General features: G+C 66.4%; 22 protein-coding genes and 1 pseudogene. 11 read left to right on the top strand and 12 right to left on the bottom strand.

Going from position 1 to position 24,284, the window contains the following annotated elements; all coding sequences use genetic code 11:
* Positions 1–38: 38 nt before the first annotated feature.
* Both IE191_RS06190 and IE191_RS06185 read right to left on the bottom strand, forming a co-directional pair.
* Positions 39–785, bottom strand: a complete 747-nt coding sequence (locus tag IE191_RS06190; RefSeq protein WP_191323480.1) for a 7-carboxy-7-deazaguanine synthase QueE — start codon at positions 783–785, stop codon at positions 39–41.
* Between the two features lie 202 nt (positions 786–987).
* Positions 988–3,702 (bottom strand): valine--tRNA ligase, encoded by a 2,715-nt coding sequence (locus tag IE191_RS06185; RefSeq protein WP_191323479.1) that lies wholly within the window; start codon positions 3,700–3,702, stop codon positions 988–990.
* 127 nt (positions 3,703–3,829) lie between these two features.
* On the opposite strand from IE191_RS06185, the gene IE191_RS06180 reads away from it, so the two are divergent.
* The 4 genes from IE191_RS06180 to IE191_RS06165 are packed head-to-tail and all read left to right on the top strand — an operon-like array spanning position 3,830 to position 7,397.
* The gene (locus tag IE191_RS06180; protein ID WP_191323478.1) at positions 3,830–4,948 is read left to right on the top strand and encodes an MlaE family ABC transporter permease; all 1,119 of its coding nucleotides are present in this window, start codon (positions 3,830–3,832) and stop codon (positions 4,946–4,948) included.
* Positions 4,949–4,952: 4 nt separating this feature from the next.
* On the top strand, positions 4,953–5,831 hold the full coding sequence (locus IE191_RS06175; protein WP_191323477.1) for an ABC transporter ATP-binding protein: 879 nt from the start codon (positions 4,953–4,955) through the stop codon (positions 5,829–5,831).
* A gap of 3 nt (positions 5,832–5,834) precedes the next feature.
* Positions 5,835–6,773, top strand: coding sequence for an MlaD family protein (locus tag IE191_RS06170; RefSeq protein ID WP_191323476.1), 939 nt, complete (start codon positions 5,835–5,837; stop codon positions 6,771–6,773).
* A 21-nt stretch (positions 6,774–6,794) separates the two neighbouring features.
* The gene (locus IE191_RS06165) at positions 6,795–7,397 is read left to right on the top strand and encodes an ABC-type transport auxiliary lipoprotein family protein (RefSeq protein WP_191323475.1); all 603 of its coding nucleotides are present in this window, start codon (positions 6,795–6,797) and stop codon (positions 7,395–7,397) included.
* A gap of 50 nt (positions 7,398–7,447) precedes the next feature.
* Here IE191_RS06165 and IE191_RS06160 read toward each other — a convergent pair.
* Positions 7,448–7,615, bottom strand: a pseudogene (locus tag IE191_RS06160) (plasmid stabilization protein); the annotation flags it as partial.
* Positions 7,616–7,810: 195 nt separating this feature from the next.
* Here IE191_RS06160 and IE191_RS06155 point away from each other — a divergent pair.
* A complete protein-coding gene (locus tag IE191_RS06155) occupies positions 7,811–8,290 on the top strand; it encodes a cache domain-containing protein (protein ID WP_191323473.1) in 480 nt (159 codons plus the stop codon).
* Positions 8,291–8,390: 100 nt separating this feature from the next.
* Positions 8,391–9,485: an acyltransferase family protein gene (locus tag IE191_RS06150; RefSeq protein WP_308432881.1), complete on the top strand. Its 1,095-nt coding sequence runs from the start codon at positions 8,391–8,393 to the stop codon at positions 9,483–9,485.
* On the opposite strand, the gene IE191_RS06145 is transcribed toward IE191_RS06150, so the two are convergent.
* The gene (locus IE191_RS06145; RefSeq protein ID WP_191323471.1) at positions 9,482–10,078 is read right to left on the bottom strand and encodes a type 1 glutamine amidotransferase domain-containing protein; all 597 of its coding nucleotides are present in this window, start codon (positions 10,076–10,078) and stop codon (positions 9,482–9,484) included. The two genes, IE191_RS06150 and IE191_RS06145, sit on opposite strands and share 4 nt — an antisense overlap.
* Positions 10,079–10,181: 103 nt before the next feature.
* Here IE191_RS06145 and parC point away from each other — a divergent pair, with 103 nt between their 5' ends.
* Positions 10,182–12,461 (top strand): DNA topoisomerase IV subunit A, encoded by a 2,280-nt coding sequence (parC, locus tag IE191_RS06140; RefSeq protein WP_191323470.1) that lies wholly within the window; start codon positions 10,182–10,184, stop codon positions 12,459–12,461.
* A gap of 9 nt (positions 12,462–12,470) precedes the next feature.
* Here parC and IE191_RS06135 read toward each other — a convergent pair whose 3' ends face one another.
* Positions 12,471–12,707: a hypothetical protein gene (locus IE191_RS06135; protein WP_191323612.1), complete on the bottom strand. Its 237-nt coding sequence runs from the start codon at positions 12,705–12,707 to the stop codon at positions 12,471–12,473.
* Between the two features lie 292 nt (positions 12,708–12,999).
* A complete protein-coding gene (locus IE191_RS06130) occupies positions 13,000–13,497 on the bottom strand; it encodes a glycine zipper 2TM domain-containing protein (RefSeq protein ID WP_191323469.1) in 498 nt (165 codons plus the stop codon).
* A gap of 168 nt (positions 13,498–13,665) precedes the next feature.
* Between IE191_RS06130 and rarD the strand changes: the two genes are divergently transcribed.
* On the top strand, positions 13,666–14,559 hold the full coding sequence (gene rarD, locus IE191_RS06125) for an EamA family transporter RarD (RefSeq protein WP_229815136.1): 894 nt from the start codon (positions 13,666–13,668) through the stop codon (positions 14,557–14,559).
* 23 nt (positions 14,560–14,582) lie between these two features.
* Here rarD and pyrC read toward each other — a convergent pair whose 3' ends face one another.
* Complete coding sequence (gene pyrC / locus IE191_RS06120; protein ID WP_191323468.1) at positions 14,583–15,623, bottom strand: dihydroorotase; 1,041 nt, start codon at positions 15,621–15,623, stop codon at positions 14,583–14,585.
* 38 nt (positions 15,624–15,661) lie between these two features.
* Between pyrC and ygfZ the strand changes: the two genes are divergently transcribed.
* Entirely contained in the window at positions 15,662–16,405 is a 744-nt protein-coding gene (ygfZ, locus tag IE191_RS06115; protein ID WP_191323467.1) for a CAF17-like 4Fe-4S cluster assembly/insertion protein YgfZ, read from the top strand.
* 149 nt (positions 16,406–16,554) lie between these two features.
* On the opposite strand, the gene IE191_RS06110 is transcribed toward ygfZ, so the two are convergent.
* Positions 16,555–17,898 (bottom strand): PAS domain-containing HWE histidine kinase family protein, encoded by a 1,344-nt coding sequence (locus IE191_RS06110; protein ID WP_229815135.1) that lies wholly within the window; start codon positions 17,896–17,898, stop codon positions 16,555–16,557.
* Between the two features lie 87 nt (positions 17,899–17,985).
* Positions 17,986–19,194 (bottom strand): trans-sulfuration enzyme family protein, encoded by a 1,209-nt coding sequence (locus IE191_RS06105; RefSeq protein ID WP_191323465.1) that lies wholly within the window; start codon positions 19,192–19,194, stop codon positions 17,986–17,988.
* Positions 19,195–19,279: 85 nt separating this feature from the next.
* Between IE191_RS06105 and IE191_RS06100 the strand changes: the two genes are divergently transcribed.
* Entirely contained in the window at positions 19,280–20,656 is a 1,377-nt protein-coding gene (locus IE191_RS06100) for a glycosyltransferase family 39 protein (RefSeq protein ID WP_191323464.1), read from the top strand.
* A 277-nt stretch (positions 20,657–20,933) separates the two neighbouring features.
* On the opposite strand, the gene IE191_RS06095 is transcribed toward IE191_RS06100, so the two are convergent.
* From IE191_RS06095 to IE191_RS06085, 3 genes are read right to left on the bottom strand one after another with little or no spacing between them, the layout of a single operon-like run.
* Positions 20,934–22,058 carry a glycosyltransferase gene (locus IE191_RS06095; protein ID WP_191323463.1) on the bottom strand — a complete coding sequence of 375 codons (1,125 nt, stop codon included), beginning with the start codon at positions 22,056–22,058 and terminating at the stop codon, positions 20,934–20,936.
* 11 nt (positions 22,059–22,069) lie between these two features.
* Positions 22,070–23,125 (bottom strand): 3-isopropylmalate dehydrogenase, encoded by a 1,056-nt coding sequence (gene leuB / locus IE191_RS06090; protein ID WP_191323462.1) that lies wholly within the window; start codon positions 23,123–23,125, stop codon positions 22,070–22,072.
* A 14-nt stretch (positions 23,126–23,139) separates the two neighbouring features.
* A complete protein-coding gene (locus IE191_RS06085) occupies positions 23,140–23,754 on the bottom strand; it encodes a recombination protein O N-terminal domain-containing protein (protein WP_191323461.1) in 615 nt (204 codons plus the stop codon).
* A gap of 105 nt (positions 23,755–23,859) precedes the next feature.
* On the opposite strand from IE191_RS06085, the gene apaG reads away from it, so the two are divergent.
* A complete protein-coding gene (gene apaG, locus IE191_RS06080; protein ID WP_191323460.1) occupies positions 23,860–24,258 on the top strand; it encodes a Co2+/Mg2+ efflux facilitator ApaG/CorD in 399 nt (132 codons plus the stop codon).
* The last annotated feature ends 26 nt before the right edge of the window (positions 24,259–24,284 follow it).

Here is a 24,284-nt window from a genome sequence, read left to right as displayed (position 1 = left end):
GGGCAGGGGGCTTGCGACGAACGGTTCCGCCGCTCGTCTCAGGTTCCGCGCGTGTCGCCGTAGAGGTGGATGTGCAGGCGGTCGGTCATGCGCCAGCCATGCTCCAGCGCCAGGGCAGAGAGCCATTTCTCGCGGCGGCGCAAGGTTTCGCTGTCGGTGCCCTCGGGCATCACGAACAGCCGCGCGCCGGGAATGGCGTATTGGGCCTGCAACGCCGCCACTTCGGCGCAATCATCCTGGCTGGCGACCACGAACTTGAAGAACGCGCGCGGTTCGGCTGCCCAGGCCGCCAGCCGCTCCGGAATCAGCGCCAGGTCGGCCGGATTGCCGGAATGGGCCAGCTTGGGCGAGACGTTGAACTGGTCGATCAGCGGATCGATGGCGGGGGAGGGCGCCACGGTGCCGTTGGTCTCGATCTCCACATGCAGTTCGGGCCGCGCCGCCTTGAGCGCGGCCAGCACGCGGGCCAGCGCCGGGGCCTGCAACAGCGGCTCGCCACCGGTCACCACCAGCCGGTCCTGCGCAAAGGCCAGCAGCCGCGCGACGACATCGTCTTCGTCCAGCACCAGTTGGTTGGCCTGCCGCTCGAACGCCAGGCCGTCGCGGTGCGGGCGGTTGTCCCCGGTAAAGCGCCAGGTATAGGCCGTGTCGCACCACTGGCAGGCCAGGTTGCAGCGCGACAGGCGCATGAACAGCGAAGGCCGCCCCATCGAAGGGCCTTCCCCCTGAAGCGAGGCAAAGATTTCCGGTTCGCCCGGCGTGGTGGTGGCAAGGGCTAGAGGCATGGGCGTGGCTCGTGGGTTCGCACCACCCCTCTTCTCCGAGGAGCGGCGGTAAATAGCCCCCTCCTCTTCAGAGGAGGGGGTTGGGGGTGGTGCTGATCCTGCAACAACAGTGCGAACCCGTGAGCCGCGCCCGTTCCGGGCGCCACCACCCCTCGATCCCCTCCTCTGAAGAGGAGGGGAGGAAGACGGTGGCGCATGGGCCTTACCCCAGCCGCGCCAGCGCGGCGGCCAGGCGGTCGGCTTCGGCGCTGTGGTGCGCGTGGTCGGCGCGGGCCTTTTCCACCGCTTCGGGCTTGGCGCGCTCGACGAACGAGGGGTTGCCGAGGCGGCCTTCCAGGGCCTTGGCTTCCTTCTGCGCGGCAGCGAGAGCCTTTTCCAGGCGGGCCTTTTCGGCGGCAATGTCGATCACGCCGTCGAGCGGCACGACCAGCGTGGCATCGCCCGCCACGATCTGCATCGCGGCCCCGGCGGGCGCGGGGGCGAAGTGGATCGCCGAAAGACGCGCCAGGCGCTCGATCGCGGCCGGGTTGGCGGCGATGGTCGCGGCGGTCTGCGCGCTCGGCTCGGCCAGGTAGGCCTCCAGCCGCGCGCCGGGCGCGATGCCCAGTTCGTTCTTGGCGGTGCGCAGGGCCGAAACCAGCGCGATCAGCCATTCCACTTCCGCCTTGGCGGCCGCGTCGACACCGGCCTGCGGAGCCGGCCAGCGCGCGACGATCAGTTCGTTGTCGCGGGCGCCAAGCGCGTGCCACAGTTCCTCGGTCACGAACGGCATGAACGGGTGGAGCATGACCAGGATCTGGTCGAGCACCCAGCCGGCCACGGCGCGCGTCTCGTCATCGAACGACCCCTTGATCAGTTCGATGTACCAGTCGCAGAACGTGTCCCACACGAAGTGATAGATCGCGTTGGCCGCTGCGTCGAACCGCAGGTCGGCCATGGCCTGGTCGAGCGCGGCGACGGTTTCCACCACTTCGCCCACGATCCAGCGGTTGACCGCGCTGGTCGCGGCCGGCGCTGCCAGCGTGGCGGAGGCGCCGATGCCGTTGGCCTGGCAGAAGCGCGCCGCATTCCACAGCTTGGTGGCGAAGTTGCGATAGCCCTCCACCCGCTTCTCATCCATCTTCACGTCGCGGCCCTGGCTTTCCATCGCCGCCATGAAGAAGCGCAGCGCGTCGGCGCCATACTTGTCGATCAGGCCCAGCGGATCGACCACGTTGCCCTTGGACTTGGACATCTTCTGCCCATCGGCGGCGCGCACCAGCCCGTGGAGATAGAGCCGCTTCCACGGCACTTCGTCCATGAAGTGCAGCCCCTGCATGGCCATGCGCGCATCCCAGAAGAACAGGATGTCGAAGCCGGACACCAAGAGGTCGTTGGGATAGTGGCGCTTGACAAGCTCCGTGCTGTCCGGCCAGCCGAGCGTGGCGAAAGGCCAGAGCGCGGAAGAGAACCAGGTGTCGAGCACGTCTTCGTCGCGGGTCAGCGGCTTGTTGCCGGCAAGGGCCTGCGCTTCCTCTTCCGTTTCAGCCACGTAAGGCTTGCCCTCGGCGTCATACCAAGCCGGAATGCGATGGCCCCACCAGAGCTGGCGCGAAACGCACCAGGGCTGGATGTTCTCCATCCAGTTGAAGAAGGTCTTTTCCCACGACTTGGGCACGATCTCGATTCTACCCGAACGCACCGCTTCGATCGGCTTGCGCGCCAGGAACTCGGCATTCACATACCACTGGTCGGTCAGCCAGGGTTCGATCACCACGCCGCCGCGATCGCCATAGGGCGTCTGGATCGTGCGCGGCTCGGCGTCGTGCTCGATCTCGTTGCCTTCCTTGTCCTTGGTGACATGGGGCACGAGCAGGCCCTGACCTTTCAGCGCCTCGACCACGGCCTTGCGCGCGTCGAAGCGATCGAGGCCGACGAATTCGGCCGGGATCAGCCCATCGGCGGTCTGCACCACGCGGGCTTCGGCATCGAGCATGTTGAGCATGTCGCGCGCTTCGATTCCCGCGCGCTTGCCCACTTCAAAGTCGTTGAAATCATGACCCGGCGTGATCTTCACCGCGCCGGTGCCGAGCGCCGGATCGGCATGCTCGTCGGCCACGATGGGAATGCGGCGGCCAGTCAGCGGCAGCACGACATGCTTGCCGATCACGCTCTTGTAGCGTTCATCGTCCGGGTGAACGGCCACGGCCATGTCGGCCAGCATGGTTTCCGGGCGCGTGGTGGCGACCACGATGTGATCGGCGCCGCTGTCCAGCGTCACGCCATCGGCCAGCGGATAGCGGAAGCGCCAGAAATGGCCCTGCACTTCGCGCGTTTCCACTTCCAGGTCGGAAATCGCGGTCTTGAGCTTGGGGTCCCAGTTCACCAGCCGCTTGTCGCGGTAGATCAGGCCCTGGTTGTAAAGGTCGACGAAGACCTTGACCACGGCGCGGGTGAAGTGCGGGTCCATGGTGAACTGCTCGCGCGACCAGTCCATCGAGCAGCCCAGGCGGCGCAACTGGCGGGTGATCGTGCCGCCGCTTTCCGCCTTCCATTCCCACACCTTGTCCACGAACTGCTCGCGGGTGTAGTTGGTGCGCTTGTCCTGGTTCGCTTCGAGCTGGCGTTCCACCACCATCTGCGTGGCGATGCCGGCGTGGTCGGTGCCGACCACCCACAGCGCATCCTTGCCCTTGAGACGTTCGTGGCGGATCACGATGTCTTGCAGCGTGTTGTCCAGCGCATGGCCGATGTGGAGCGAGCCGGTCACGTTGGGCGGCGGGTTCACGATGGTGAACGGCTGGGCATCGGGGCGCGCGGGCCGGAACAGGCCCTGGCCTTCCCAATGGGCATACCAGCGCGCTTCGATGGCGCCCGGCTCGAACGTCTTGGCCAGTTGATCTTGGGCCGATTCCTGCTGCGTTTCTGTCTCGCTCATGGCTGGCGCCTTGCCAGTTGCGGCCCGCCATCGCAAGCCGGCGCAGGAACGGAAAAGCCCGTTCATGCGTTCCGCCGCACGTGATGCACTTGTCGCCCCTGTCATTTTCCCCCATGAAGCGGGCTGCATGAGAGCCTTAGCCGATTTCACGATAGAGCCGGGCCAGGGGGCCGACGGTGGGGTGCTGCATTTCAGCGGCCCGATGGTGGTATCCTCGCTGGGGCTGGTGGACCGTCGCCTGCGCAAGCTGTCCGATCCCGTGGCCCAGATCGACGTGCGCGATGTGGAGCGGATGGACACGGTCGGCGCCTGGACGGTGTGGCGCCTGTCGCAGCAACTCGGCGCCGAGATCGTCAATTGCCGCGACGAGGCGGAGCGCCTGATCAAGGCGATCAGCGAGACCGACACCAACAACGAAAGCATCCGCGCCCCGCGCCTGCCGCTGATCAAGCGCGTGCCCGATGAAGTGGGCACGCTGGTCATTGCGCTGGCGGTCGGGTTTCTCCAGGTCGTGGGTTTCCTGGGGCAGGCCATTTCCGCTGCGGGCATGATCCTGCGCCACCCGCGCCGCTTTCGCGGCCTGGCGCTGGTCCACCAGATGGAACTGGTCGGCGTCAACGCGCTGGGCATCGTTGGCCTGATGAGCTTTCTGGTGGGCGTGGTGATCGCCCAGCAGGGTGCGGTGCAGCTTCAGCAGTTCGGCGCGGAAATCTACACAATCAACCTCGTCGGCCGGCTTACCTTGCGCGAGCTGGGCATCCTGATGACCGCAATCATGGTGGCGGGCCGGTCCGGCTCGGCCTTTGCCGCGCAACTCGGCACGATGAAGCTGACCGAGGAAGTGGACGCCATGCGCACGATCGGCGTCTCGCCGACCGAGGCGCTGGTCCTGCCGCGGATCATCGCCACGATGATCATGCTGCCTTTGCTCGGCATCTATTCGTCGGTGCTGGGCATCATCGGCGGCGCGTTCCTCGGCGCGGTCAGCCTGGGCATCCCGTTCCTCACCTTCCTGGCGCGCATCCAGGAAGTGGTGCCGATCCACGACGTGTGGGTCGGGCTGGTCAAGGGGCCGGTGTTCGGCCTGATCGTGGCACTCGCTGGCTGCTATCAGGGCATGCAGGTCAAGACCAATGCCGAGGAAGTGGGCACGCGCACGACTTCGGCCGTGGTGCTGGCGATCTTCACGGTGATCGTGCTCGATGCGTTCTTTGCCGTGTTCTTCACCAAGATCGGCTGGGGTTGAAGCGATGGACCAAGCGCAGGCGCACCTGGCCGACATTCCCGACGAGTTCGAGGGCGATTACCCGATCCGCGTGCGCGGGCTGGTCAACCGCTTTGACGAACACACCATCCACGATGGGCTGGACCTCGACGTCAAGCGGGGCGAGATCATCGGCGTGGTGGGCGGATCGGGCACCGGCAAATCGGTGCTGATGCGCTCGATCATCGGGTTGCAAATTCCGCAGGAAGGCTCGATCGAGGTGCTCGGCCGCTCGATCACCGATGCGCGCGACGATGAAGACATCGACATCCGCAGCCAGTGGGGCGTGCTGTTCCAGGGCGGCGCGCTGTTTTCCACGCTGACCGTGGCGGAAAACGTCGAAGTGCCGCTGCGCGAATTCTATCCCGAGATCAGCGACGACCTGCGCCACGAGATTGCGCGCTACAAGGTGCTGCTCTCGGGCCTGCCGGCCAACGCCACCAGCAAGTATCCGTCAGAGCTTTCGGGCGGGATGAAGAAGCGTGCCGGCTTGGCGCGCGCGCTGGCGCTTGATCCCGAGCTGCTGTTTCTCGACGAGCCGACCGCCGGGCTCGATCCGATCGGGGCGGCCGCGTTCGACAACCTGATCCGCAGCCTTCAGGAAACCCTCGGGCTCACCGTGTTCCTGATCACCCACGATCTCGATACGCTCTACGAGATCTGCGACCGGGTGGCGGTGCTGGCCGACAAGAAAGTGATTGCGGTGGGGACGATCCCCGAACTGCTGGCGCTGGACCATCCGTGGATCCAGGAATATTTCAATGGTCCGCGCGGCCGGGCGGCCAAAGATGCGCAGGATCGCGAAGCGGCGAGCGTGGTGCAGCCCGATCAGAAGACGGCCACATCCCCGATGGAACAGGAATAAGCGATGGAAACGCGGGCAAACCATATCTGGGTCGGGGCCGTCACGCTGCTGCTGCTGATCGGCGCGGCCGTGCTCACCATCTGGATCGCGCGGCTCAACCAGCACGAACAGAACGAGTTCGACATCTTCTTCAAGCAGTCCGTCGATGGCCTGGCCAAGGGCTCGGAAGTGTCGTTCTCGGGCGTGCCATCGGGGCAGGTGAAGGATATCGAGCTGTGGGAGAAGGATCCCGAGTTCGTGCGCGTGCGCATCGCCATCGACAAGCGCGTGCCGATCCTGATGGGCACTACTGCCAGCATCCAGGGCAGCTTTACCGGGGTTTCCACGATCCAGCTTGCCGGCGCGGTGAAAGGCGCCCCGCCGATCGACCAGCCCGGGCCGGAAGGCGCGCCGGTGATCCCGACCAAGCGTTCGGGGCTGGGCGAGATCCTGTCCAACGCGCCGCTGCTGCTCGAACGGCTGGCCACTCTGACCGAGCGGCTGACCATGGTGCTGTCCGACAAGAACCAGAAGTCGATCGAGAACATCCTGGCCCATACCGACAAGATGACCGCGAACCTGGCCGATGCCTCGCCCCAGGTGCAGCGCACCCTGTCGGAATTGCAGTCCACGCTGCGCCAGGCGACCTATACCCTTTCGGCCTTTGAAAAGGTCGCCGGCTCGGCCGACAACCTGCTCAACGACCAGGGCAATGGCCTGGCCAAGCAGTTGCGCGACACGCTCAAGTCGGCGCAGGGCGCGGCCGATGCGCTCAATGCCACGGCCACGGCGGCGCAGCCCGGCCTGCGGCAGTTCGACGAGAAGACGCTGCCCGCGGCCGAAGCGGCGATGCGCGATCTCCAGGCCACCACCCGGTCCTTGCGCGAATTGACCGATCGCATCAACGATCGCGGCGTCAGCAGCGTGGTCGGCAGCCCCAAGCTGCCCGATTACAAGCACTGATGGCGATGAGGGGAGTTTGACATGACACTGCGTTTGCCCACCCCCGCTTCGCGCCCGGCGCTGGCCGCGCTGCTGGTTTCCGCGCTGGCCCTGAGCGGCTGCGTCAGCATCGGCGGCAAGGCGCCCGACAGCCTGCTGGCGCTGAGCCCGGAAGCGACCGTGCCGGACGGGCAGGGCGCCTCGGGCACGCTCGCCAAGTCGGTGGTGGTGATGGAGCCTTCCGCCGATGCGCGGGTGGCCGTGCTGCGCGTGCCGGTGCAGATCGACGCCAGCAACGTCGCCTATTTCAAGAAAACGCAATGGGTGGAGCGCCCGGCGCGGCAGTTGCAGCACCTGATCGCCGAGACGCTGCGCGCCAAGGGTGGCCGCCTGGTGGTGGAAAGCGATATCGACCAGTGGCAGCAGCGCCTGTCCGGCCGCCTCCTGGCCATGGGCTATGATCTGCCCAGCCACAGCGCGGTCGTGCGGTTCGACGCGGTGAAGGAAGCGCCCGGCGGCAAGATCGAGACCCGCCGGTTCGAAGCGCGCGTGCCCAATGTGGACGACGATGCCAAGGCCGTCGGCCCGGCACTGAACCAGGCCGCCAACGACGTGGCACGGCAGGTGGTGGACTGGCTCGGCTGAATTTCAGCCGGCTGAATAACTCGGCCGGCTGAAATGCTCTGTCAGTGCTTGCGGCCAGAGCCGGATTTCTTCCCGCCGCCGTCCTGCTTGTTGACCGTGGCCCAGGCGCGGGCCTCGGCTTCGTCCTTGCTCACGCCGCGCTCTTCATAGCTTTGCTCGATATGCGCGGCCTTGCGCTTCTGCTTGTCGGTATAGGCGTCCTTGCTGCCTTGGGGCATGGCCTGTCTCCTTTGTGTGACTTCAAGGGATGGACGCGGCGATGGTTCCGCAAATCCGCACCATTTGATCTAGCGCACCGACAGCCGCCCCCGCCCATGGCAAGCGGTCCCCACCCACGAGGGGATCGCGCGATCGTCCGCCGCGCGCCGTTTCTTCCGGGGGCGTTGACTCATGCGTCCAAGGAGGTTCGATCGATGTTGCCACAGTTTCCCCGCCTGATCCTGGCTGTCGCCTGCGCGGCCGCTGCGCCGCTGGCCCTGGCGCCGGCACCGGCCTTGGCCGCCACGCATGACGGCTCGGCCGAGGCACAGGCCCTGCTCACCCGCGCCGTGGCCGAGCTCAAGGGCGTTGGCCCGCAAAAGGCCTTTGCCGAATTCAACGATCCGCAAGGCGCGTTCCACACCCGCGAGCTCTATGTCTTCGTGTTCAGCCTGTCGGGCGCCTACGAAGCCTCTGGCGCCGATCCCCGGCTGGTCGGCACCGACGCCACCGACATGACCGACGCCGAAGGCAAGCCGCTGGTGCGCGACATGATCGCCCTGGCCAAGGCAAAGGGCGGCGGCCGGGTCGACTATGTCTGGCTAAACCGGGCGGACAACCGCGTGGAGCACAAGCGCTCGCTCGTCCAGCGGGTGGGGGATCACATCGTCGGCGTGGGCTATTACGCGGGATAGCCAGATAAGGGCACGTTTGGCCGCTTGGCGGGTTTGACAGGGACGCTCCTGCCGCGCCATCGCGCGGGGCGGGGGCATCGCTGCAAGGATGCCAAGCCCCGTGTTCCAGGAAAGCCAGACCTTTGCCGATACCAGAGCGCGCACCTCGCGGGCGATCGGCTTGGCCCGCGTGCTGTGCATCCTGGGCATCGTCTATGTTCATGCCTGGACCGGGCTCTATGGCCCCGCGCTCAGCGCACTCGATCACACGCCCCAGGGCCTGTTGCGCTGGGGCCTGATCGAGCTGCTGGCGCGCTCGTCGGTGCCGCTGCTCAGCCTGGTGTCCGGCTGGCTGGTCGGGCCATCGCTGGCGCGGCGTGGCGCGCGCGCGTTTCTGGCGGGCAAGGCGCGCACCGTGCTGGTGCCCATGCTGGCGTGGAATGCCATTGCCATCGTCGTGGTTTCGGGCGCGGCATGGCTCGGCTGGCTCTATGCGCCGCAGCCCACCTCGTGGGGCTGGCTGGCCAACGAGTTGACTGGCCTCGTCCATCCCAACGAAATCAACGTGCAGATGCCGTTCCTGCGCGACCTGTTCCTGTGCCTGCTGGTGGCCCCGCTGCTGGTGCGCCAAGGCGATCGCACGCTGGCGGTGGTGGCGGTGGCGGCCCTGGCCTGGAGCCTGGCGCCGCCGCTCTTCCCGCTATTGCAGCGCCCCTCGATCCTGGGCTTCTTCGTGCTGGGCATGCTGGTGCGCCGCCATGATGCCGCCGCGCGGATTGCCGGGGCGCCGCTGGCGTTGATCGCGATGCCCTATCTTGCGCTGTCTGGCGTGAAGATCTGGCTGGAACTGTATGGCCAGGCGCATGGGCTGGCATCGCCGCTGCTGCTCGCCTGCGTCGATCTCGCCATGCGCGCGGCCACCGCGCTGTGCTTCTGGGCGCTGGCATGGCGCCTGGCGCAGACCCGTGCGGGCGAGGCGCTGTCGCGGCTGGAACCGGCGATGTTCCTGCTGTTCTGCTGCCACCTGATCCTGATCTGGTGCGCAGGGCCAGCGATCGGCGCGCTCACCGGGCCGCTCGGTGCGCCGCTCTATCCGCTGTTCCTGCTGACCCAGCCGCTCTTGGCCCTGGGCGCGACGCTGCTGCTGGGCGCAGCGCTGCGCAAAATGAGCCCGCCGCTGGCCCAGTGGCTCAGCGGCGGGCGGCTGAAGGATTAATCCTCTTCTTCGTCTTCCGGCAGGGCGTCTTCGTCCTCGTCCCAGCCCTTTTCGTCCTCTTCCTCCTCGTCTTCCTCCAGCGCATCGATCAGCGCCTGGGCGAACAAAGGGATGTCATCGGGCTTGCGGCTGGTGATCAGGTTGCCGTCGATCGCCACGGCCTGGTCCACCACGTCGGCCCCGGCATTTTCCAGGTCGGTGCGGATCGAGGGCCAGCCGGTGACGGTGCGGCCATCGACGATATCGGCTTCCACCAGCAGCCAGGGGCCATGGCAGATCGCCGCGATCGGCTTGTCCATGTCGTCGAATTCCTCGACCAGCTCGATCACCCGCGATTCCAGACGCAGGGCATCGGGGTTCATCTGGCCGCCGGGCAGCAGCAGGGCGTCGAAATCGTCGGCGTCCACGGCGTCGAGCCGGGCATCCACTTTCACGCTTTCGCCCCAGTCGGTGTGATTCCAGCCCTTGATCGAGCCGGTCTTGGGGCTGGCCACGGTGGTTTCGATACCGGCCGCTTCCAGCGCCTTTTTCGGTTCCAGCAATTCGGATTGTTCAAAGCCGTCGGTCGCAAGGATCAACACGCGCTTGGCCATGGCATTTCTCCGTCAAATCGGGGGTACTTGCCCACAATGGCCCGTGCGGATGACAGTTCCGGAGGTTTCGTTTTGTTCACGGCATTGCTACAGAGATTCTGCCATGGCCGATGATTTCAAAGATCCGTTCGACGCTATCGTCGATGCCCCCTTCGACTCCGCCCTGTCGGAGCGATATCTGGTCTATGCCCTGTCCACGATCACCGCGCGGTCGCTGCCCGATCTGCGCGACGGGTTGAAGCCGGTGCATCGCCGCCTGCTCTGGGCCATGCGGCAGTTGAAGCTCGATCCCAACGGCGCGTTCAAGAAATCGGCGCGCGTTGTGGGTGACGTGATCGGCAAGTATCACCCCCACGGCGATGCCAGCGTCTATGACGCGATGGTGCGCCTGGCCCAGGATTTCGCGCTGCGCTATCCGCTGGTCGAGGGCCAAGGCAATTTCGGCAATATCGATGGCGATAACGCGGCGGCCTATCGCTATACCGAAGCGCGGCTGACGCCCACCGCGATCCGCCTGATGTCCGGGCTGGACGAAGGCACGGTCGATTTCGTGCCGACCTACAATGGCGAGGAGCACGAGCCGGAAATCTTCCCCGGCCTGTTCCCCAACCTGCTCGCCAACGGCGCCAGCGGCATTGCCGTGGGCATGGCAACCAACATTCCCAGCCACAACGTGGCCGAGATCGTCGATGCCACGCTGCTGCTGATCGACAATCCCCATGCCGAACATGCCCAGTTGATGGAAGTGTTCCACGGCCCCGATTTCCCCACCGGGGGCGTGGTGGTGGACAGCCCGGCGGTGATTGCGGCCGCCTATGAAACCGGGCGCGGCTCGATCCGCGTGCGCGGGCGCTTTTCCAACGGGCGCGGCGAGGACGGCGCCTGGGAGGAAAGCGGGATCGAGCGGCTGGGCAGTGGCCAGTGGCAACTGGTCATTTCCGAAATCCCCTACATGGTCCAGAAGGGCAAGCTGATCGAGCAGATCGCGGCGCTGATTGCCGACAAGAAGCTGCCGATCCTGGAAGACGTGCGCGATGAAAGCGACGAGCAGATCCGCATCGTGCTCGTGCCCAAGAGCCGCAATGTCGATCCCGACCTGCTCAAGGAATCGCTCTATCGCCTGACCGACCTGGAAACGCGCTTCGGCCTCAATCTCAACGTGCTGGATTCGCAGCGCACGCCGGGGGTGCTGGGGCTGAAACTGCTGTTGCAGGAATGGGTGGTCAGCCAGATCGACATCATGCTGCGCCGCACGCAGCACCGGCTGGACAAGATCGCCGCCCGGCTCGAACTGCTCGAAGGCTATATCATTGCCTATCTCAACCTCGACCGGATCATCGAGATCATCCGCACCGAGGACGAGCCCAAGCCGGTGATGATGGCCGAATTCGGCCTGACCGACCGCCAGGCCGAAGCCATTCTCAACATGCGGCTGCGTTCGCTGCGCAAGCTGGAAGAGATGGAACTGCGGCGCGAGCGGGACGAGCTGCTGGCCGAGCAGGACGACCTCAACAAGCTGCTGGAAAGCCCGGCGCGCCAGCGCACCCGGCTCAAGCGCGATCTCAACGCGCTGCGCAAGGAATATGGCCCGGAAACGGCCCTGGGCCGCCGCCGCACAACGATTGCCGAAGCCGCGCCGACGCGCGAATTCTCGATGGACGCGATGATCGAGAAGGAGCCGGTCACCGTCGTGCTTTCCGCGCGCGGCTGGATTCGCGCCGCCAAGGGCCACTTGCCGCTCGATACCGAATTCAAGTTCAAGGAAGGCGATGGCCCGGCCTGGGTGCTGCACGCGCAGACCACCGACAAGCTGCTGGTCGCGCTCGACACCGGGCGGTTCTACACCCTGGGGGCCGACAAGCTGCCCGGCGCGCGCGGCTTTGGCGAGCCGATCCGCACCATGGTGGACATCGATCCCGATGCGCATATCGTGGCCCTGGTGGTCTATCGGCCCAAGGGGCAGTTGCTGCTGGCGGCCAACTCCGGCCGTGGCTTTGCCGCCGAGATGGACGAACTGCTGGCCGAAACCCGCAAAGGGCGCGGCGTGGTTTCGACCAAGCCCGGCGTCACGCTCAAGATCGTGCGCGAGATTGCGCCCGAGCACGATCACGTCGCCGTGGTCGGCGAGAACCGCAAGCTGGTGATCTTTGCCCTGTCGGAAGTGCCGATCCTGGCCAAGGGACAGGGGGTCACGCTGCAACGCTATCGCGACGGCGGCCTGTCCGACGCCATCACGCTCAAGCTGGACGATGGCCTGACCTGGACCATGGGTGGCGAAACCGGCCGCACCCGCGTGGAAAAGGACCTTCTGCCCTGGAAAGTCGCGCGTGGCGCGGCGGGCCGCCTGCCGCCGGTCGGCTTCCCGCGCGACAATACGTTTTAAAGCCGCAGTTCAGTCCTTCGGATCGGGCGGGGGCGTGGCCGGGTCCACCGGCCCGCCGGGCACCACGGCGGCGTTGCGCAGGTTGTGCTGCGAAAGATCGGGATCGACCAGCAGCGGCGCTTCCAGCGCGGCGCTCATCGCGGGGTCATGATCGGTCTGCGCCTTGGGCGCTTCCTCGTGGGTACAGGCGGCCAGGGCAAGGCTGGCCAGGATCGCGGCACAGGTTGGGGTGAGACGCCGGGGCATGCGCCCATCCTTGCGCGGGCTGTGGTTAGCACCGTCTTAACGGGCGCCTAGGGTCTGTGGGGATTTAGGTCAGGGCGGAGCGAGAATGGCTGATTTTCGCGACCCGGAGCGCAGCGTACTTTCGGTACGTGAGTACCGGAAGCGCGAAAAGCGGCCGTTCGCAGCCCGCCATGGGCTAAATCCCCATAGGCCCTAGCGCAAAAGGGGGCCTGCATGCCACCACGCATGCAGGCCCCGGTCCCGCCCGTTCCCCGACTGGTCCCTCCGGCGAGCAGGAGCCACGCTGTTCCGATTAACGGCAGCGCGCGTTGCTCTGGTCGATCGACTTGCCGAGCAGGGCACCACCGGCCGCACCGAGGATGGCGCCCAGCGTGCGGTCGCCACGTCCCGCCACGCCCTGGCCGATCAGCGCGCCGGCCACGCCGCCCACCAGCAGGCCGGTGGTGCCGTCGTTGCGGCGGCAGTAATAGCGGCCGTCGTTGCCGCGCCAGCTCTGGCCGCGATAGGCAACATCGCCATAATAGCCACGATCGTAACCGCGATAATCCCGGCGATCATCGCCGCGATAGCCGTCGTAGCCGCGGCCATAGCCACCATCGCGCCAATCGCCGCGGTCGCGCCAGTCGTTGCGGCCGTGGTTCCAGCCCTGATCCCAGCCATCATGCGCCACGGGAGCGGCAAGGGCGGCGGGGGCCGCCTGGGGGGCAATCGCGGCCGAAGCCGGGGCGATGCCGGCAGCCAGCGTGGCCGTTGCGGCCAGGCCCAGCAGAGTCTTGCGAATGACAGTCATGTTCGGTCTCCTGATCCGTCGTGTTGGTTCATGTTTACACCCAACAAACTGAACGAGATGCAACGTCGTTGTCAGAATTGACCGGAAACGAAAAAACTTCGGCGCGGCGCAAAACCCATGGTGGAAAGCCACTTGGCGGCGGCACGAGGGCCTGCCACAGCCCCGCGCATGACCGAACAGATGAACGAGAGCGTTAAAAAAGCATCCGGCGGGCTGGGGGCAGCCGTGCTCGCCTATGTGCTGTGGGGATTCTTTCCGATCTATTTTCACCCGCTGCTCGGCGTGCCGGCGGTGGAACTGGTAAGCTGGCGCGTGGTGTTCACCCTGCCGGTGTGCCTCGCCGTCGTCATGGCCACCGGCCAGGGCGCGGCGCTGCGTGCGGCGGTGACCAACCCCGCCATGCTCGGCCGCCTGGTGCTCAGCGCCATGGCGATCGGTTGCAACTGGCTGATGTATCTCGTCGCGATCGAAACCCACCAGGTTCTGGCGGCGAGCCTGGGCTATTACATCAACCCGCTGCTCAACGTGCTGATCGGCGTGCTTTTCCTCAAGGAACGGCTCAACCGCCTGCAATGGGCGGCGGTGATCCTGGCCGCCGGGGGGATTGCCGTGCTGCTGGCCGGCGCCCTGTCGATGCTGGGCGTGGCGCTGGCCATGGCCGGAAGCTTTGCCCTCTACGGCCTGGTGCGCAAGTTCGTGGCGGTGCCTTCGGTGATCGGGCTCACGGTGGAAACCGCCGTGCTGTTCGTGCCCGCGCTCGCTGCGGTGCTCCACGCCGCCACGCTGCCGGCCGGATCGGCGCTGGGGCAGGGCGGGCTGGTGCCCTGGCTGCTGGCGGGATCGGGCGTGGTCACCGCCGTGCCGCTGCTGCTGTTTGCCGTGGCGGCGCGCAAGCTCGATCTTTCGACGCTGGGCTTTGCCCAGTTCATCGCGCCGACCATTCTCTTCGTGCTCGGCGCGATGCTCTATGGCGAACCGCTCGATCCGGCGCGGGTGACCTGCTTCGTGCTGATCTGGGCGGCGATCGGTCTGTTCAGCTATGACCTGCTGCGCCGCCGCTGATCCTCCCCGGCACGGGGAGGATTTTAGACCAGGCGCCAAGCCAGCGTTTCGCCGGCGTGGAACGGCACCAGCACGGTGCCGCCGGCGGCGATTTCGCCAGGCACGGTCACGCCGCTCTTTTCCAGCGTAACGGTGCCTTCGTTCAAAGGCAGGCCATAGAACCGGGGCCCGTTCTCGCTGGCAAAGGCCTCGAACTTGTCGAGCGCGCCTTCCTCGTCGAACACGGCGATATAGCTTTCCAGCGCATAGGGCGCGTTGAACAGCCCGGCGCAGCCGCAGGCGCTTTCCTTGAGATGGCGCGCATGGGGTGCGGTGTCGGTGCCCAGGAACACCCGGTCGTGGCCCGAAGTGGCCAGCTTGCGCAGCGCCAGGCGGTGCTTCTCGCGCTTGGCCACGGGCAGGCAATAGGCATGCGGGCGCATCCCGCCCACCAGCATGGCGTTGCGGTTGATATGCAGGTGCTGCGGCGTGATCGTCGCGGCCACGTTGGCGCCGCCGCTTTCCACGAACTGCGCGGCTTCCTGCGTGGTGATATGCTCGAACACGATCTTGAGCGCGGGGAAATCGGCCACCAGCTTGCGCAGCGTGCGCTCGATGAACACCGCCTCGCGGTCGAAGATATCGACATGGCTGTCGGTCACTTCGCCATGGATCAGCAGCGGCATGCCGATCTTCTGCATGCGTTCCAGCACGGGATAGATCGTCGCCACGCTGGTCACGCCCTGGGCCGATCCGGTGGTGGCATGGGCGGGATAGAGCTTGGCGGCGGTGAACACCCCGGCGCCATGGCCGCGCTCCACTTCATCAGGATCGGTATGGTCGGTCAGATAGAGCGTCATCAACGGGGTGAAATCGCTGCCGGCGGGGAGGGCAGCCAGGATGCGCTCGCGATAGGCGGCCACGCCGGCCACGTCGGTCATCGGCGGGGACAGGTTGGGCATCACGATGGCGCGCGCGAACTGGCGCGCGGTATAGGGCGCCACGCCTTCCAGCATCGCGCCATCGCGCAAGTGAACATGCCAGTCGTCGGGGCGGCGGATCGTGAGAGTCGGATGCGTGGTCATGCCTTTCCCTTTGGCGCAAGCCTGCCTATCTGTCACCTATGAGCAACCCCCGCCTGTTCGATCGTGCGCTCGTGCGCCTCTCCCCCACCGCGCCGGGAGAGGATGTTGCCGCTTTCCTGCAAGGGCTGGTCACCAACGATGTGCAGGGGCCGCTGCCGGTCTGGGCCGGGCTGTTGACGCCCCAGGGCAAGGCGCTGTTCGATTTCCTGGTCTGGCCCGATGGGACGGACGCGCTGCTGCTCGATTGCGAGGCAGCCGTGGCCGAAGCGCTGGTCAAGCGCCTCTCGCTCTATCGCCTGCGCCGCAAGATCGCGATCGCCATTGCCCCTGAACTGGGCGTCTATTGGCAGGGCCACCTGGGCGATGGTGGCGCGGCCGATCCGCGCCTTGCCGCGCTGGGCCAGCGCTGGATCGCGCACGCAAGCGACGACGACGCGCGCGTGGACGATGCATGGCGCGCGCATCGCCTCAAGCTGGGGGTGACGGAGGGGATGGCCGAGCTGGGCAGCGACCAAACCCTGTGGCTCGAAACCAATGCCGCCGAACTCCACGGGGTTAGCTTCACCAAGGGCTGCTATGTCGGCCAGGAAAACACCGCGCGGATGAACTGGCGGCAGAAGGTCAACCGCCGCCTTGCCGTGGTGCCGCTCAGCCAGTCCGACCCGGCGCGGCAGCGGGCCGCCTATCCCGAACTGGGCCTGGCCGTCGACCATCTGCGCGTGGAGGCGATCACCCACCCGCCGCACTGGCTGGCCGAAGCCTTGCAGGGCGACGCGGGCTGACCGCCTGTGTCGCGCAAGTTGCGCGGGCCAGGCGTGGAGGTTGCGGAGGACCCCGGGTCAAGCCCGGGGTGACGAACATATCTGTAATCTGTTCGTCGTCACCCCGGACTTGATCCGGGGTCCCGTTCTGAGGGCTCGGCCATAAGCCGCTACGACGCCAGGGTGCGGGCCAGCGTGGCGTCGCATTCCAGGCGCCAAGACAGGCCATCGGGCGCATAATCCAGCGTCACTTCGGCTTTCAGGCTGCGCGCCGGGATATGCCGGATCAGCGTGGTGCCAAAGCCGGAGCTTTGCGGCGGCGCCACGCGCGGGCCGCCGCGTTCGCGCCAAGCCACCGCGAAATGGTCGTCCGGGGTTTCCCACCACAGCCAGACCTGGCCGCCGGGCTGCGACAGCGCGCCATATTTGAGTGCGTTGGTCGCCAGCTCGTGCAGCGCCATGCCGATGATTTCCGCCGTGCGCGGGGAGAGCAGCATGTCCGGCCCGCAGACCTTGACCAGCGCGCGGCTCTCGCGATCGAGAATCGCCAGTTGCGCGTCGACCAGCTCCGTCATCGGAATGTGCTGCCACCCGCGTCGCACCAGCAGGTCCTGGTTGGCCGAAAGACTGGACAGCCGGTTTTCGAAACGGCGCAGGAATTCCGGATCGCCCCCGCCTGATCGGCGCGCCAGGGCCTGGACCACGGCCAGCATGTTCTTGGAGCGATGGTTCACTTCCATCAGCAGAAGGCGGATCTGCTCCTCCTTCTCCAGCATTTCGGTCACGTCGGTGTTGGTGCCGAACCAGTTGACGATTGCGCCCGTTTCGTCGCGGATCGGCTTGGCGCGGGACAGGAACCAGCGATAATTGCCGTCCTTCCCGCGCATGGGATAGGTGTCTTCCCATTCCACCCCGGCAGCGACATCGGCATAGAACTTGGTCACCACGCGATCGACATGGTCGGGGTGGTGCACCGGCAACCGCCGGCGATGGAGGCATTCCTCTTCGGTCAGTCCGGTGAAATCGTACCAGCGCTTGTTGAACCACAGCAGGTTGCCCTGCGGGTCGGTCACCCAGGTCAATTGCGAGATGTTGTCGGCCAGGATGCGCAGGCGATGCTCGCGCTCGGCCAGCACGGCCTGCGCCTCGTGGCGTTCGCTTACATCGCGCACGATCTTGCTGGCGCCCACCACCGTGCCATCGGGGGCGAGGATCGGGGAGACCGTGAGGGAGGCGCAGAACTGCGTGCCGTCCTTGCGCTGGCGCATGGTTTCGAACGTCTTGACCCGTTCGCCGCGTGCGATGCGGGCAATGATCCCGTCTTCCTCGCGCTGGCGATCGGGCGGGATCAGCTTGCGGATCGATTGCCCGATCATCTCTGCTTCGGTGAAGCAGAAGATGCGGGTCGCGGCCGGATTCCACGTCTGGATGATGCCATCCAGCGACTTGCTGATGATGGCATCATCCGAGGATTGGACAATGGCCGATAGATGGGCTTCCGCCAGCAAGTGCACGCTCCGGTATAACCCCGCCCCGCAGCACCCTTAGGCGGTCAGCGCCGCTTGTCAAAGGTCAGATTGCGTTGTTGCAACTGCCCCTTCTTACAGCCCCACCGCCCGCAGCGCCTGATCCAGATCCTCGATCACGTCGTCGGCATCTTCCAGCCCCACGTTGAGGCGCAGCATGCCTTCGCCCACGCCCATGTCGGCGCGCCCTTCCGGCCCCACGCCGTGGTGGGTGGTGGTGGCCGGGTGGCACATCAGCGAGCGCGAATCCCCGATGTTGTTGGAAATGTCGATCAGCTTGAGCGCGTCGAGCAGGCCATGGGCCTGGCTGCGCCCGCCATCGAGTTCGATCGAGAAGATCGTGCCGCCCGCGCTCATCTGGCGCATAGCCAGGTCGTGCTGCGGATGGCTCTTGAGGCCGGGATAGAGGATCACCGGCACGCGGCCTTCCACGAATTCGGCCACCTTCTGGGCATTGCGGCTCTGCTGCTGGATGCGCAGGTCCAGCGTTTCCAGGCCCTTGAGCACGACCCAGGCGTTGAACGGCGCACAATTGGGGCCTGTGTTGCGCTGGAACGGCAGCAGCACGTTGTCGATGAAATCCTGGCTGCCGCATACGGCGCCCGCCAGCACGCGGCCCTGGCCATCCATCATCTTGGTGGCCGAATAGGCGACCACGTCGGCGCCGAATTCCATCGGGCGTTGCAGGGCATAGGTGGCAAAGGCATTGTCCACCACGGTGGTGATGCCGTGTGCCTTGGCCAGGGCGCAGACATATTCCATGTCCACGATGCCCATCGTCGGGTTCGCCGGGCTTTCAAAGAAGAACACCTTGGTGTTGGGCCGGATCGCGGCTTCCCATGCGGCATTGTCGGTCGCGTCGATCAGCGTGCCTTCCACGCCAAAGCGGGGCAGCAGGCTTTCCACCAGCCAGCGGCACGAACCGAACGCCGCCTTGGCCGCCACGATGTGGTCCCCGGCGGAAAGCTGGCAGAGCAGGGCAGTGGTCATCGCCGCCATGCCGCTCGCCTGGGTGCGGCAGGCCTGCGCCCCTTCCATCAGCGCGATGCGTTCTTCCAGCATGGCCACGGTCGGGTTTTGCAGGCGGGAATAGGTCATGCCCGGTTGTTCGCCGGCAAAGCGCGCCGCCACGGTGGCCGCATCGTCATAGGTATAGCCCGACGTGAGGAACAGCGCCTCGGACGTCTCGCCCATTTCCGAACGCCAGGTGCCACCGCGCACGGCCTTGGTGGCCGGGCGCCAGGATTGGGTGATCGAGCGGTCTTGTCCGGTGGTGCGTTTCATGGGCCGCAGCCTTAGTTTCCCGTGGCCCCCTGCGCAAGGGATGCCATTGCACGCCAAGGGCGATATGGCGTATCGCGCGCTTTCCATGAACCAGCCGATACCCCAGCCACTCCGGTTTCCGCCGCGCGCATCCGAACCCGATCCGATCCGCGCCGTGCTGGCCATCGTGGCGGTCTTTGCCGTCTTGGTGTTCTGGCGACTGGGCACGCCATCGAAGATCATGTTCGATGAAGTGCATTACCTGCCCGCCGCGCGGCACCTGATCGACTTGTCCAGCCGGCTCAATCCCGAGCATCCGCTGCTGGGCAAGGAACTCATCGCGCTGGGCATGATGGTGTTTGGCGACAATCCGTTCGGCTGGCGCTTCTGCAATGCGCTCTATGGCGTGATCGGCCTTTACGGCGCGATCCGCGCGTTCTGGTGGGCCAGCCTATCGCGCCAGGGCACGGTGCTGTTCGGCCTGTTCCTGGCGACCAATTTCATCTGGTTCGTGCTCAGCCGCATTGCCATCCTGGACATGGCCATGGCCGCCTCGCTGGCCCTGGCGTTCTGGCAATGGGCGCTGGCGGCGCGCAAGGGCAAGCGGGTTCACCTCGTTCTGGCGGGGCTGTTCATGGGGCTGTCGATGGGCGGCAAGTGGAACGGCGTGCCGCTGATGGTCTTTCCCGGCCTGTGGTATGCCTGGGCGCGCTGGCAGGCCAGTGCCGGCCTTGCCGCGCCGCGTCGGGCGCTGGCCTGGCTGGCCGGGCGGCAGGGTGGCCCGGTGCCTGGCGTGTGCCTGCTCGAAGCCGCGCTGTGGCTGGGGATCTGGCCGGTGCTGGTCTATTTCGCCACGTTCACCCCGGCGATGTTCTACAAGATCAACCCGCTCAGCCCGTGGCACCTGATCGAATGGCAGCAGACCATGCTGAAACTGCAAGACAGCGTGGTGAAGCCGCATCGCTACATGAGCCACTGGTATCAGTGGATGGTCAATGCCCGGCCGATCTGGTTCTTCTATGAAAAGTGGGACGGCGCGCAGCGTGGCGTGCTGATGATCGGCAACCCGTGGTCGATGTGGGCCGGGCTTCCCGCGCTGCTGTGGTGCGCGCTCGATGGCCTGCAATCGCTGGCCCGCCGCTCGCTCGCGATTCCCGGCAAGTGGGCGCCGACCGGCCGCGATCGCCTCTCCGCGCTCTCGGGCATGGCGGCGCTGTTCTATGTCGGCTCGCTGTTCTTCTGGGCGATCAACGGCAAGCCGGTGCAGTTCTATTACCACTACCAGCTCGCCGCCGTGTTCCTCGATGCCGCGCTGGCCTTGGCCCTCACGCAACTGTGGCGGCGCGGCCTGCGCTGGCCGGTGTGGATCACCGTGGCACTGACGCTGGCGGGCTTCGTCTATTTCTTCCCGATCCTTGCCGCCCTGCCGCTGCCGGGAGTGAAGTCGTTCCGCCTGTTCACCTGGCTGCCGGTGTGGAAGTGACGGGCATTGTACATGCGGGCCGGGGGCTTCGACAGGCTCAGCCCGAACGGAGAAACGCACATTTCCCCCTCCTCTTCAGAGGAGGGGGTTAGGGGGTGGTGCGAGGCCTTGCGCCAGGTGTCCACCACCCCCCGACCCCCTCCTCTGAAGAGCAGGGGGAGAAATAGCCTTCTCCGTTCGGGCTGAGCTTGTCGAAGCCCCGGTAGGCCAAGCAAAAAGGCCGCCGTCGTTTCCGACAGCGGCCTTTGTTGAAAGCGTTACGGATCAGGCGTTCGCCTCACCCATACTTGCCCCAGACGAACTTGTTCGACAGCGCGAAGTTCCACACCGAGGCGAGCACGATGCCCACCAGGGCGGCCGAGATCGGGTGGAAGCCCACGCGCACCAGCGCGGTGGACACGCCGATGTTGGCGAGCATGCCGAACGCGCAGGTTGCGGCGAACTTGAGCCAGCCGCGCGCCAGCGGCATGAAGCCGCGCAGGCGCTTGTCGGCATAAGTCAGTTCGTTGTTCAGCACGAAGTTGAACGTCATCGCGGTCAGCGCGGCAAGCGTCTGGCCGACGATGAACGCGGTTTCCTTGGGATAGTGGCTGAGCGCCAGTTCCCGGCCAAACAGGTGCAGCACGACATAGAGCACGGCCAGGTGCACCAGTGCGCCCAGCGCCCCGACCGTGCCGAACAGGGCAAAGCGGGTGGGGATGATGCGGCCAAGCCACTTGTCGTAAAGGCCGATGAGGAATTCAAACACGACGGTACGATCCAGTTTCGATTCGCCTTCGGCCCGTGCGGCGAAGTTCAGGGGAAATTCCTTTACCCGCAGCGGCGCGTCAACCGTGGCGAGAATGTCGAGCAGGATCTTGAAGCCCACGCCCGACAGGCGATGCGCATCGGCGCGCAGCACGGTGGCGGGCAGCATGAAGAACCCGCTCATCGGGTCGGACAACTGCACGCCCGTGACCTTGCGGGCGATGGCATTGGCCAGCCCCGAGGCCTTGACCCGGTCGGGCCGGCCCCAGGCTTCGGTGCTGGCTCCTTCGGCAAAGCGCGAGGCATAGGCCACATCGCATTCCCCGCTGGTGATAGCGGCCAGCATCGGCGGCAGCAGGGCCGGATCGTGCTGGTGATCGCTGTCCATCACCGCCACGATCGGCGCGGCGGTGGCGCACATGCCCTCGATCGCGGCAGAGGCCAGGCCCCGCCGCCCGATCCGCTCGATCACGCGGATGCGCGGATCGCTGCGGCCGATGGCCCGCGCCATATCGGCGGTGCCATCGGGGCTGTTATCGTCGACGAAGATCGCTTCCCAGGCGATGCCGGCCAGTGCCTTGTCGAGCCGTTCGACCATCGAGGCAATGTTCTTGCTCTCGTTGTAGGTCGGGAGAATGACTGCCAGTTGCAACATGGAGCGCGCGCTTACAGCTTTGCGAGCACGGCGTCACCAATTTCCGCAGTGCCGGCGGTTCCGCCCAGATCGCGGCCCAGCACGCCATCGGCCAGCGTAGCGGCAACGGCGGCCTCGATGCGGTCTGCCGCCTGCGCCAGGCCAAGCGAATGGCGCAGCAGCATGGCCGCCGAAAGGATCGTCGCCATCGGATTGGCCAGGCCCTGGCCGGCAATGTCGGGCGCGGAACCGTGGATCGGCTCATAGAGGCCGAACGTGCCATGCGCGGTCTGGCGCTCGCCCAGCGAGGCCGAGGCGAGCAGGCCGATCGAACCCACGCACATGCTGGCCTGGTCCGACAGGATGTCGCCAAACAGATTGCCGGTGACGACGACGTCGAACTTGCCCGGCGCGCGCACGAGCTGCATCGCGGCGTTGTCGACATACATGTGTTCGAGTTCGACCTCGGGATAATCCTTGGCGACTTCGACGATCACGTCGCGCCACAGTTGCGAGGTTTCCAGCACGTTGGCCTTGTCCACCGAGCACAGGCGCTTGCCCCGGCCCATCGCGGCGCGGAACGCGACATGGGCGATGCGGCGCACTTCGCTTTCGCTGTAGGACATGATGTCATAGCCCTGGCGCTCGCCATTGGCGGTCTGGCGGAAGCCCTTTTCGCCAAAATAGACGTCGCCGTTCAATTCCCGCACGATCAAGAGGTCGATCGCCCCGGCCACTTCCGGGCGCAGGGCGGAATGGCTTTCCAGGCCGGCAAAGACCTTGGCCGGGCGCAGGTTGGCGAACAGGGTCAGTTCCTTGCGGAGGCCCAGGATCGCCTGTTCGGGACGCAGGTGGCGCTCCAGCGCGTCGCAATCGGGATCGCCCACCGCGCCGAACAGGATGGCGTCGCTCGCGCGGGCCAGGTCCAGCGTCTCGGGCGGCAGCGGGTGGCCCTTGGCCTTGTAGGCGCAGCCGCCGACCAGCGCCTCTTCCATTGCGATGCCAAGATCGAGCGCCTCGATCACGCGGACCGCTTCGCGAGTCACTTCGGGGCCGATGCCGTCGCCGGGCAAAACCGCAATTTTCATGTGTGAGGCCTTTATCAATCCGATCCGATGCGCTTCAGCCGTTCGAGCAGAATCGCGCGGGCCGCCATAACATCGCGCCGCCGTTCGGCAAGCAGTTGGCTTGCAATCGCCGGTCCCTGGACATCGAGCCGGGCGAGCAGCGCGGGCCAATCCTCGTTTTCGGGCGGACGCGGCGCCAGGCCATGGCCACCTTCGCGCAGCAGCAAGGCCTCGTAACCGGCCAAGGCCCGTGCCCAGCCACGCGCCGAGGGCGCCAGACAGATCGCATCGAGCAGCGCGGCCAGCGCGGTGTGGATCGCGGGCAGGGGCAGGCCTTCGGGCAGGGCAGCGGCGGTAAGCGCGCAGGCCCAGGCGATGCCGGCGCTGGGCAGCGGCTCGGCCAGCCAGGGACCACGGCTGGCCACCAGTTCCACCCGCGCGCTGGGCAGGCGCGCATCGCCCCGGCGGGTGAATTCGGCGGCGACCAGGTTTCCCGGGATCAGCACCGGGCGCAAGGTGCGCCCCCGCGCGCCGGCGACATAGCCCGCGACCAGGCCCGTCTGCGCCCCCAGCAGCCGCACCACTGCGCCGGTTTCCCCATGCGGCAGCACCGCGCAGACGATGAACGGAGGCGGGCTCGGATCTTCCATGGCGCTCCTGCCTGTGCCCCGGCGCGACGCGCGGAGCAAGAGTTGCGGCGGGAAAGTCCATTTCGGGCATTGGAACACCGGCCCAAGTGCGTTAGTCTTTGACGGATGAAGCAGCTTTTCCAGCATGCCGCGATCACGCAGGGAATGACCGTCCGGGTGGCGGTCAACTTTCTGCCGGAACAATCGCGCGTGGCGGCCGGGAAGTGGTTCTGGGTCTATCACATCCGCATCGAGAACGATTCGAACGAGGCGGCCCAGTTGATCACCCGGCATTGGCGCATCACCGATGGGCGCGGCCATGTCAGCTTCGTCGATGGCGAAGGCGTGGTGGGCGAACAGCCCCGCCTGGAGCCCGGCCAGGCGCACGACTATGTCTCGGGCTGTCCGCTGGGCACGCCCAACGGCAGCATGGAAGGCCACTATACCATGCGCCGCGACGATGGCAGCGTGTTCGACGTGGCCATCCCGTTCTTTCCGCTGGCCGCCCCGGCCACGGCCACCTGACGCCAGAATAGAGGGCGAAACTACCG

It is taken from the genome of Novosphingobium pokkalii (assembly GCF_014652855.1).
GTDB lineage: Bacteria > Pseudomonadota > Alphaproteobacteria > Sphingomonadales > Sphingomonadaceae > Novosphingobium > Novosphingobium pokkalii.
Note: the sequence above shows the minus strand (reverse complement) of the source record. Positions and strands in the feature narration are given on the sequence as shown.

Bases quoted from the DNA above. Each gene is read 5' to 3' on its own strand.
- IE191_RS06190 (WP_191323480.1), bottom strand. From the start codon at position 785: ATGCCTCTAGCCCTTGCCACCACCACGCCGGGCGAACCGGAAATCTTT.
- IE191_RS06185 (WP_191323479.1), bottom strand. From the start codon at position 3,702: ATGAGCGAGACAGAAACGCAGCAGGAATCGGCCCAAGATCAACTGGCC.
- IE191_RS06180 (WP_191323478.1), top strand. From the start codon at position 3,830: ATGAGAGCCTTAGCCGATTTCACGATAGAGCCGGGCCAGGGGGCCGAC.
- IE191_RS06175 (WP_191323477.1), top strand. From the start codon at position 4,953: ATGGACCAAGCGCAGGCGCACCTGGCCGACATTCCCGACGAGTTCGAG.
- IE191_RS06170 (WP_191323476.1), top strand. From the start codon at position 5,835: ATGGAAACGCGGGCAAACCATATCTGGGTCGGGGCCGTCACGCTGCTG.
- IE191_RS06165 (WP_191323475.1), top strand. From the start codon at position 6,795: ATGACACTGCGTTTGCCCACCCCCGCTTCGCGCCCGGCGCTGGCCGCG.
- IE191_RS06155 (WP_191323473.1), top strand. From the start codon at position 7,811: ATGTTGCCACAGTTTCCCCGCCTGATCCTGGCTGTCGCCTGCGCGGCC.
- IE191_RS06145 (WP_191323471.1), bottom strand. From the start codon at position 10,078: ATGGCCAAGCGCGTGTTGATCCTTGCGACCGACGGCTTTGAACAATCC.
- parC (WP_191323470.1), top strand. From the start codon at position 10,182: ATGGCCGATGATTTCAAAGATCCGTTCGACGCTATCGTCGATGCCCCC.
- IE191_RS06135 (WP_191323612.1), bottom strand. From the start codon at position 12,707: ATGCCCCGGCGTCTCACCCCAACCTGTGCCGCGATCCTGGCCAGCCTT.
- IE191_RS06130 (WP_191323469.1), bottom strand. From the start codon at position 13,497: ATGACTGTCATTCGCAAGACTCTGCTGGGCCTGGCCGCAACGGCCACG.
- rarD (WP_229815136.1), top strand. From the start codon at position 13,666: ATGACCGAACAGATGAACGAGAGCGTTAAAAAAGCATCCGGCGGGCTG.
- pyrC (WP_191323468.1), bottom strand. From the start codon at position 15,623: ATGACCACGCATCCGACTCTCACGATCCGCCGCCCCGACGACTGGCAT.
- ygfZ (WP_191323467.1), top strand. From the start codon at position 15,662: ATGAGCAACCCCCGCCTGTTCGATCGTGCGCTCGTGCGCCTCTCCCCC.
- IE191_RS06105 (WP_191323465.1), bottom strand. From the start codon at position 19,194: ATGAAACGCACCACCGGACAAGACCGCTCGATCACCCAATCCTGGCGC.
- IE191_RS06100 (WP_191323464.1), top strand. From the start codon at position 19,280: ATGAACCAGCCGATACCCCAGCCACTCCGGTTTCCGCCGCGCGCATCC.
- IE191_RS06095 (WP_191323463.1), bottom strand. From the start codon at position 22,058: ATGTTGCAACTGGCAGTCATTCTCCCGACCTACAACGAGAGCAAGAAC.
- leuB (WP_191323462.1), bottom strand. From the start codon at position 23,125: ATGAAAATTGCGGTTTTGCCCGGCGACGGCATCGGCCCCGAAGTGACT.
- IE191_RS06085 (WP_191323461.1), bottom strand. From the start codon at position 23,754: ATGGAAGATCCGAGCCCGCCTCCGTTCATCGTCTGCGCGGTGCTGCCG.
- apaG (WP_191323460.1), top strand. From the start codon at position 23,860: ATGAAGCAGCTTTTCCAGCATGCCGCGATCACGCAGGGAATGACCGTC.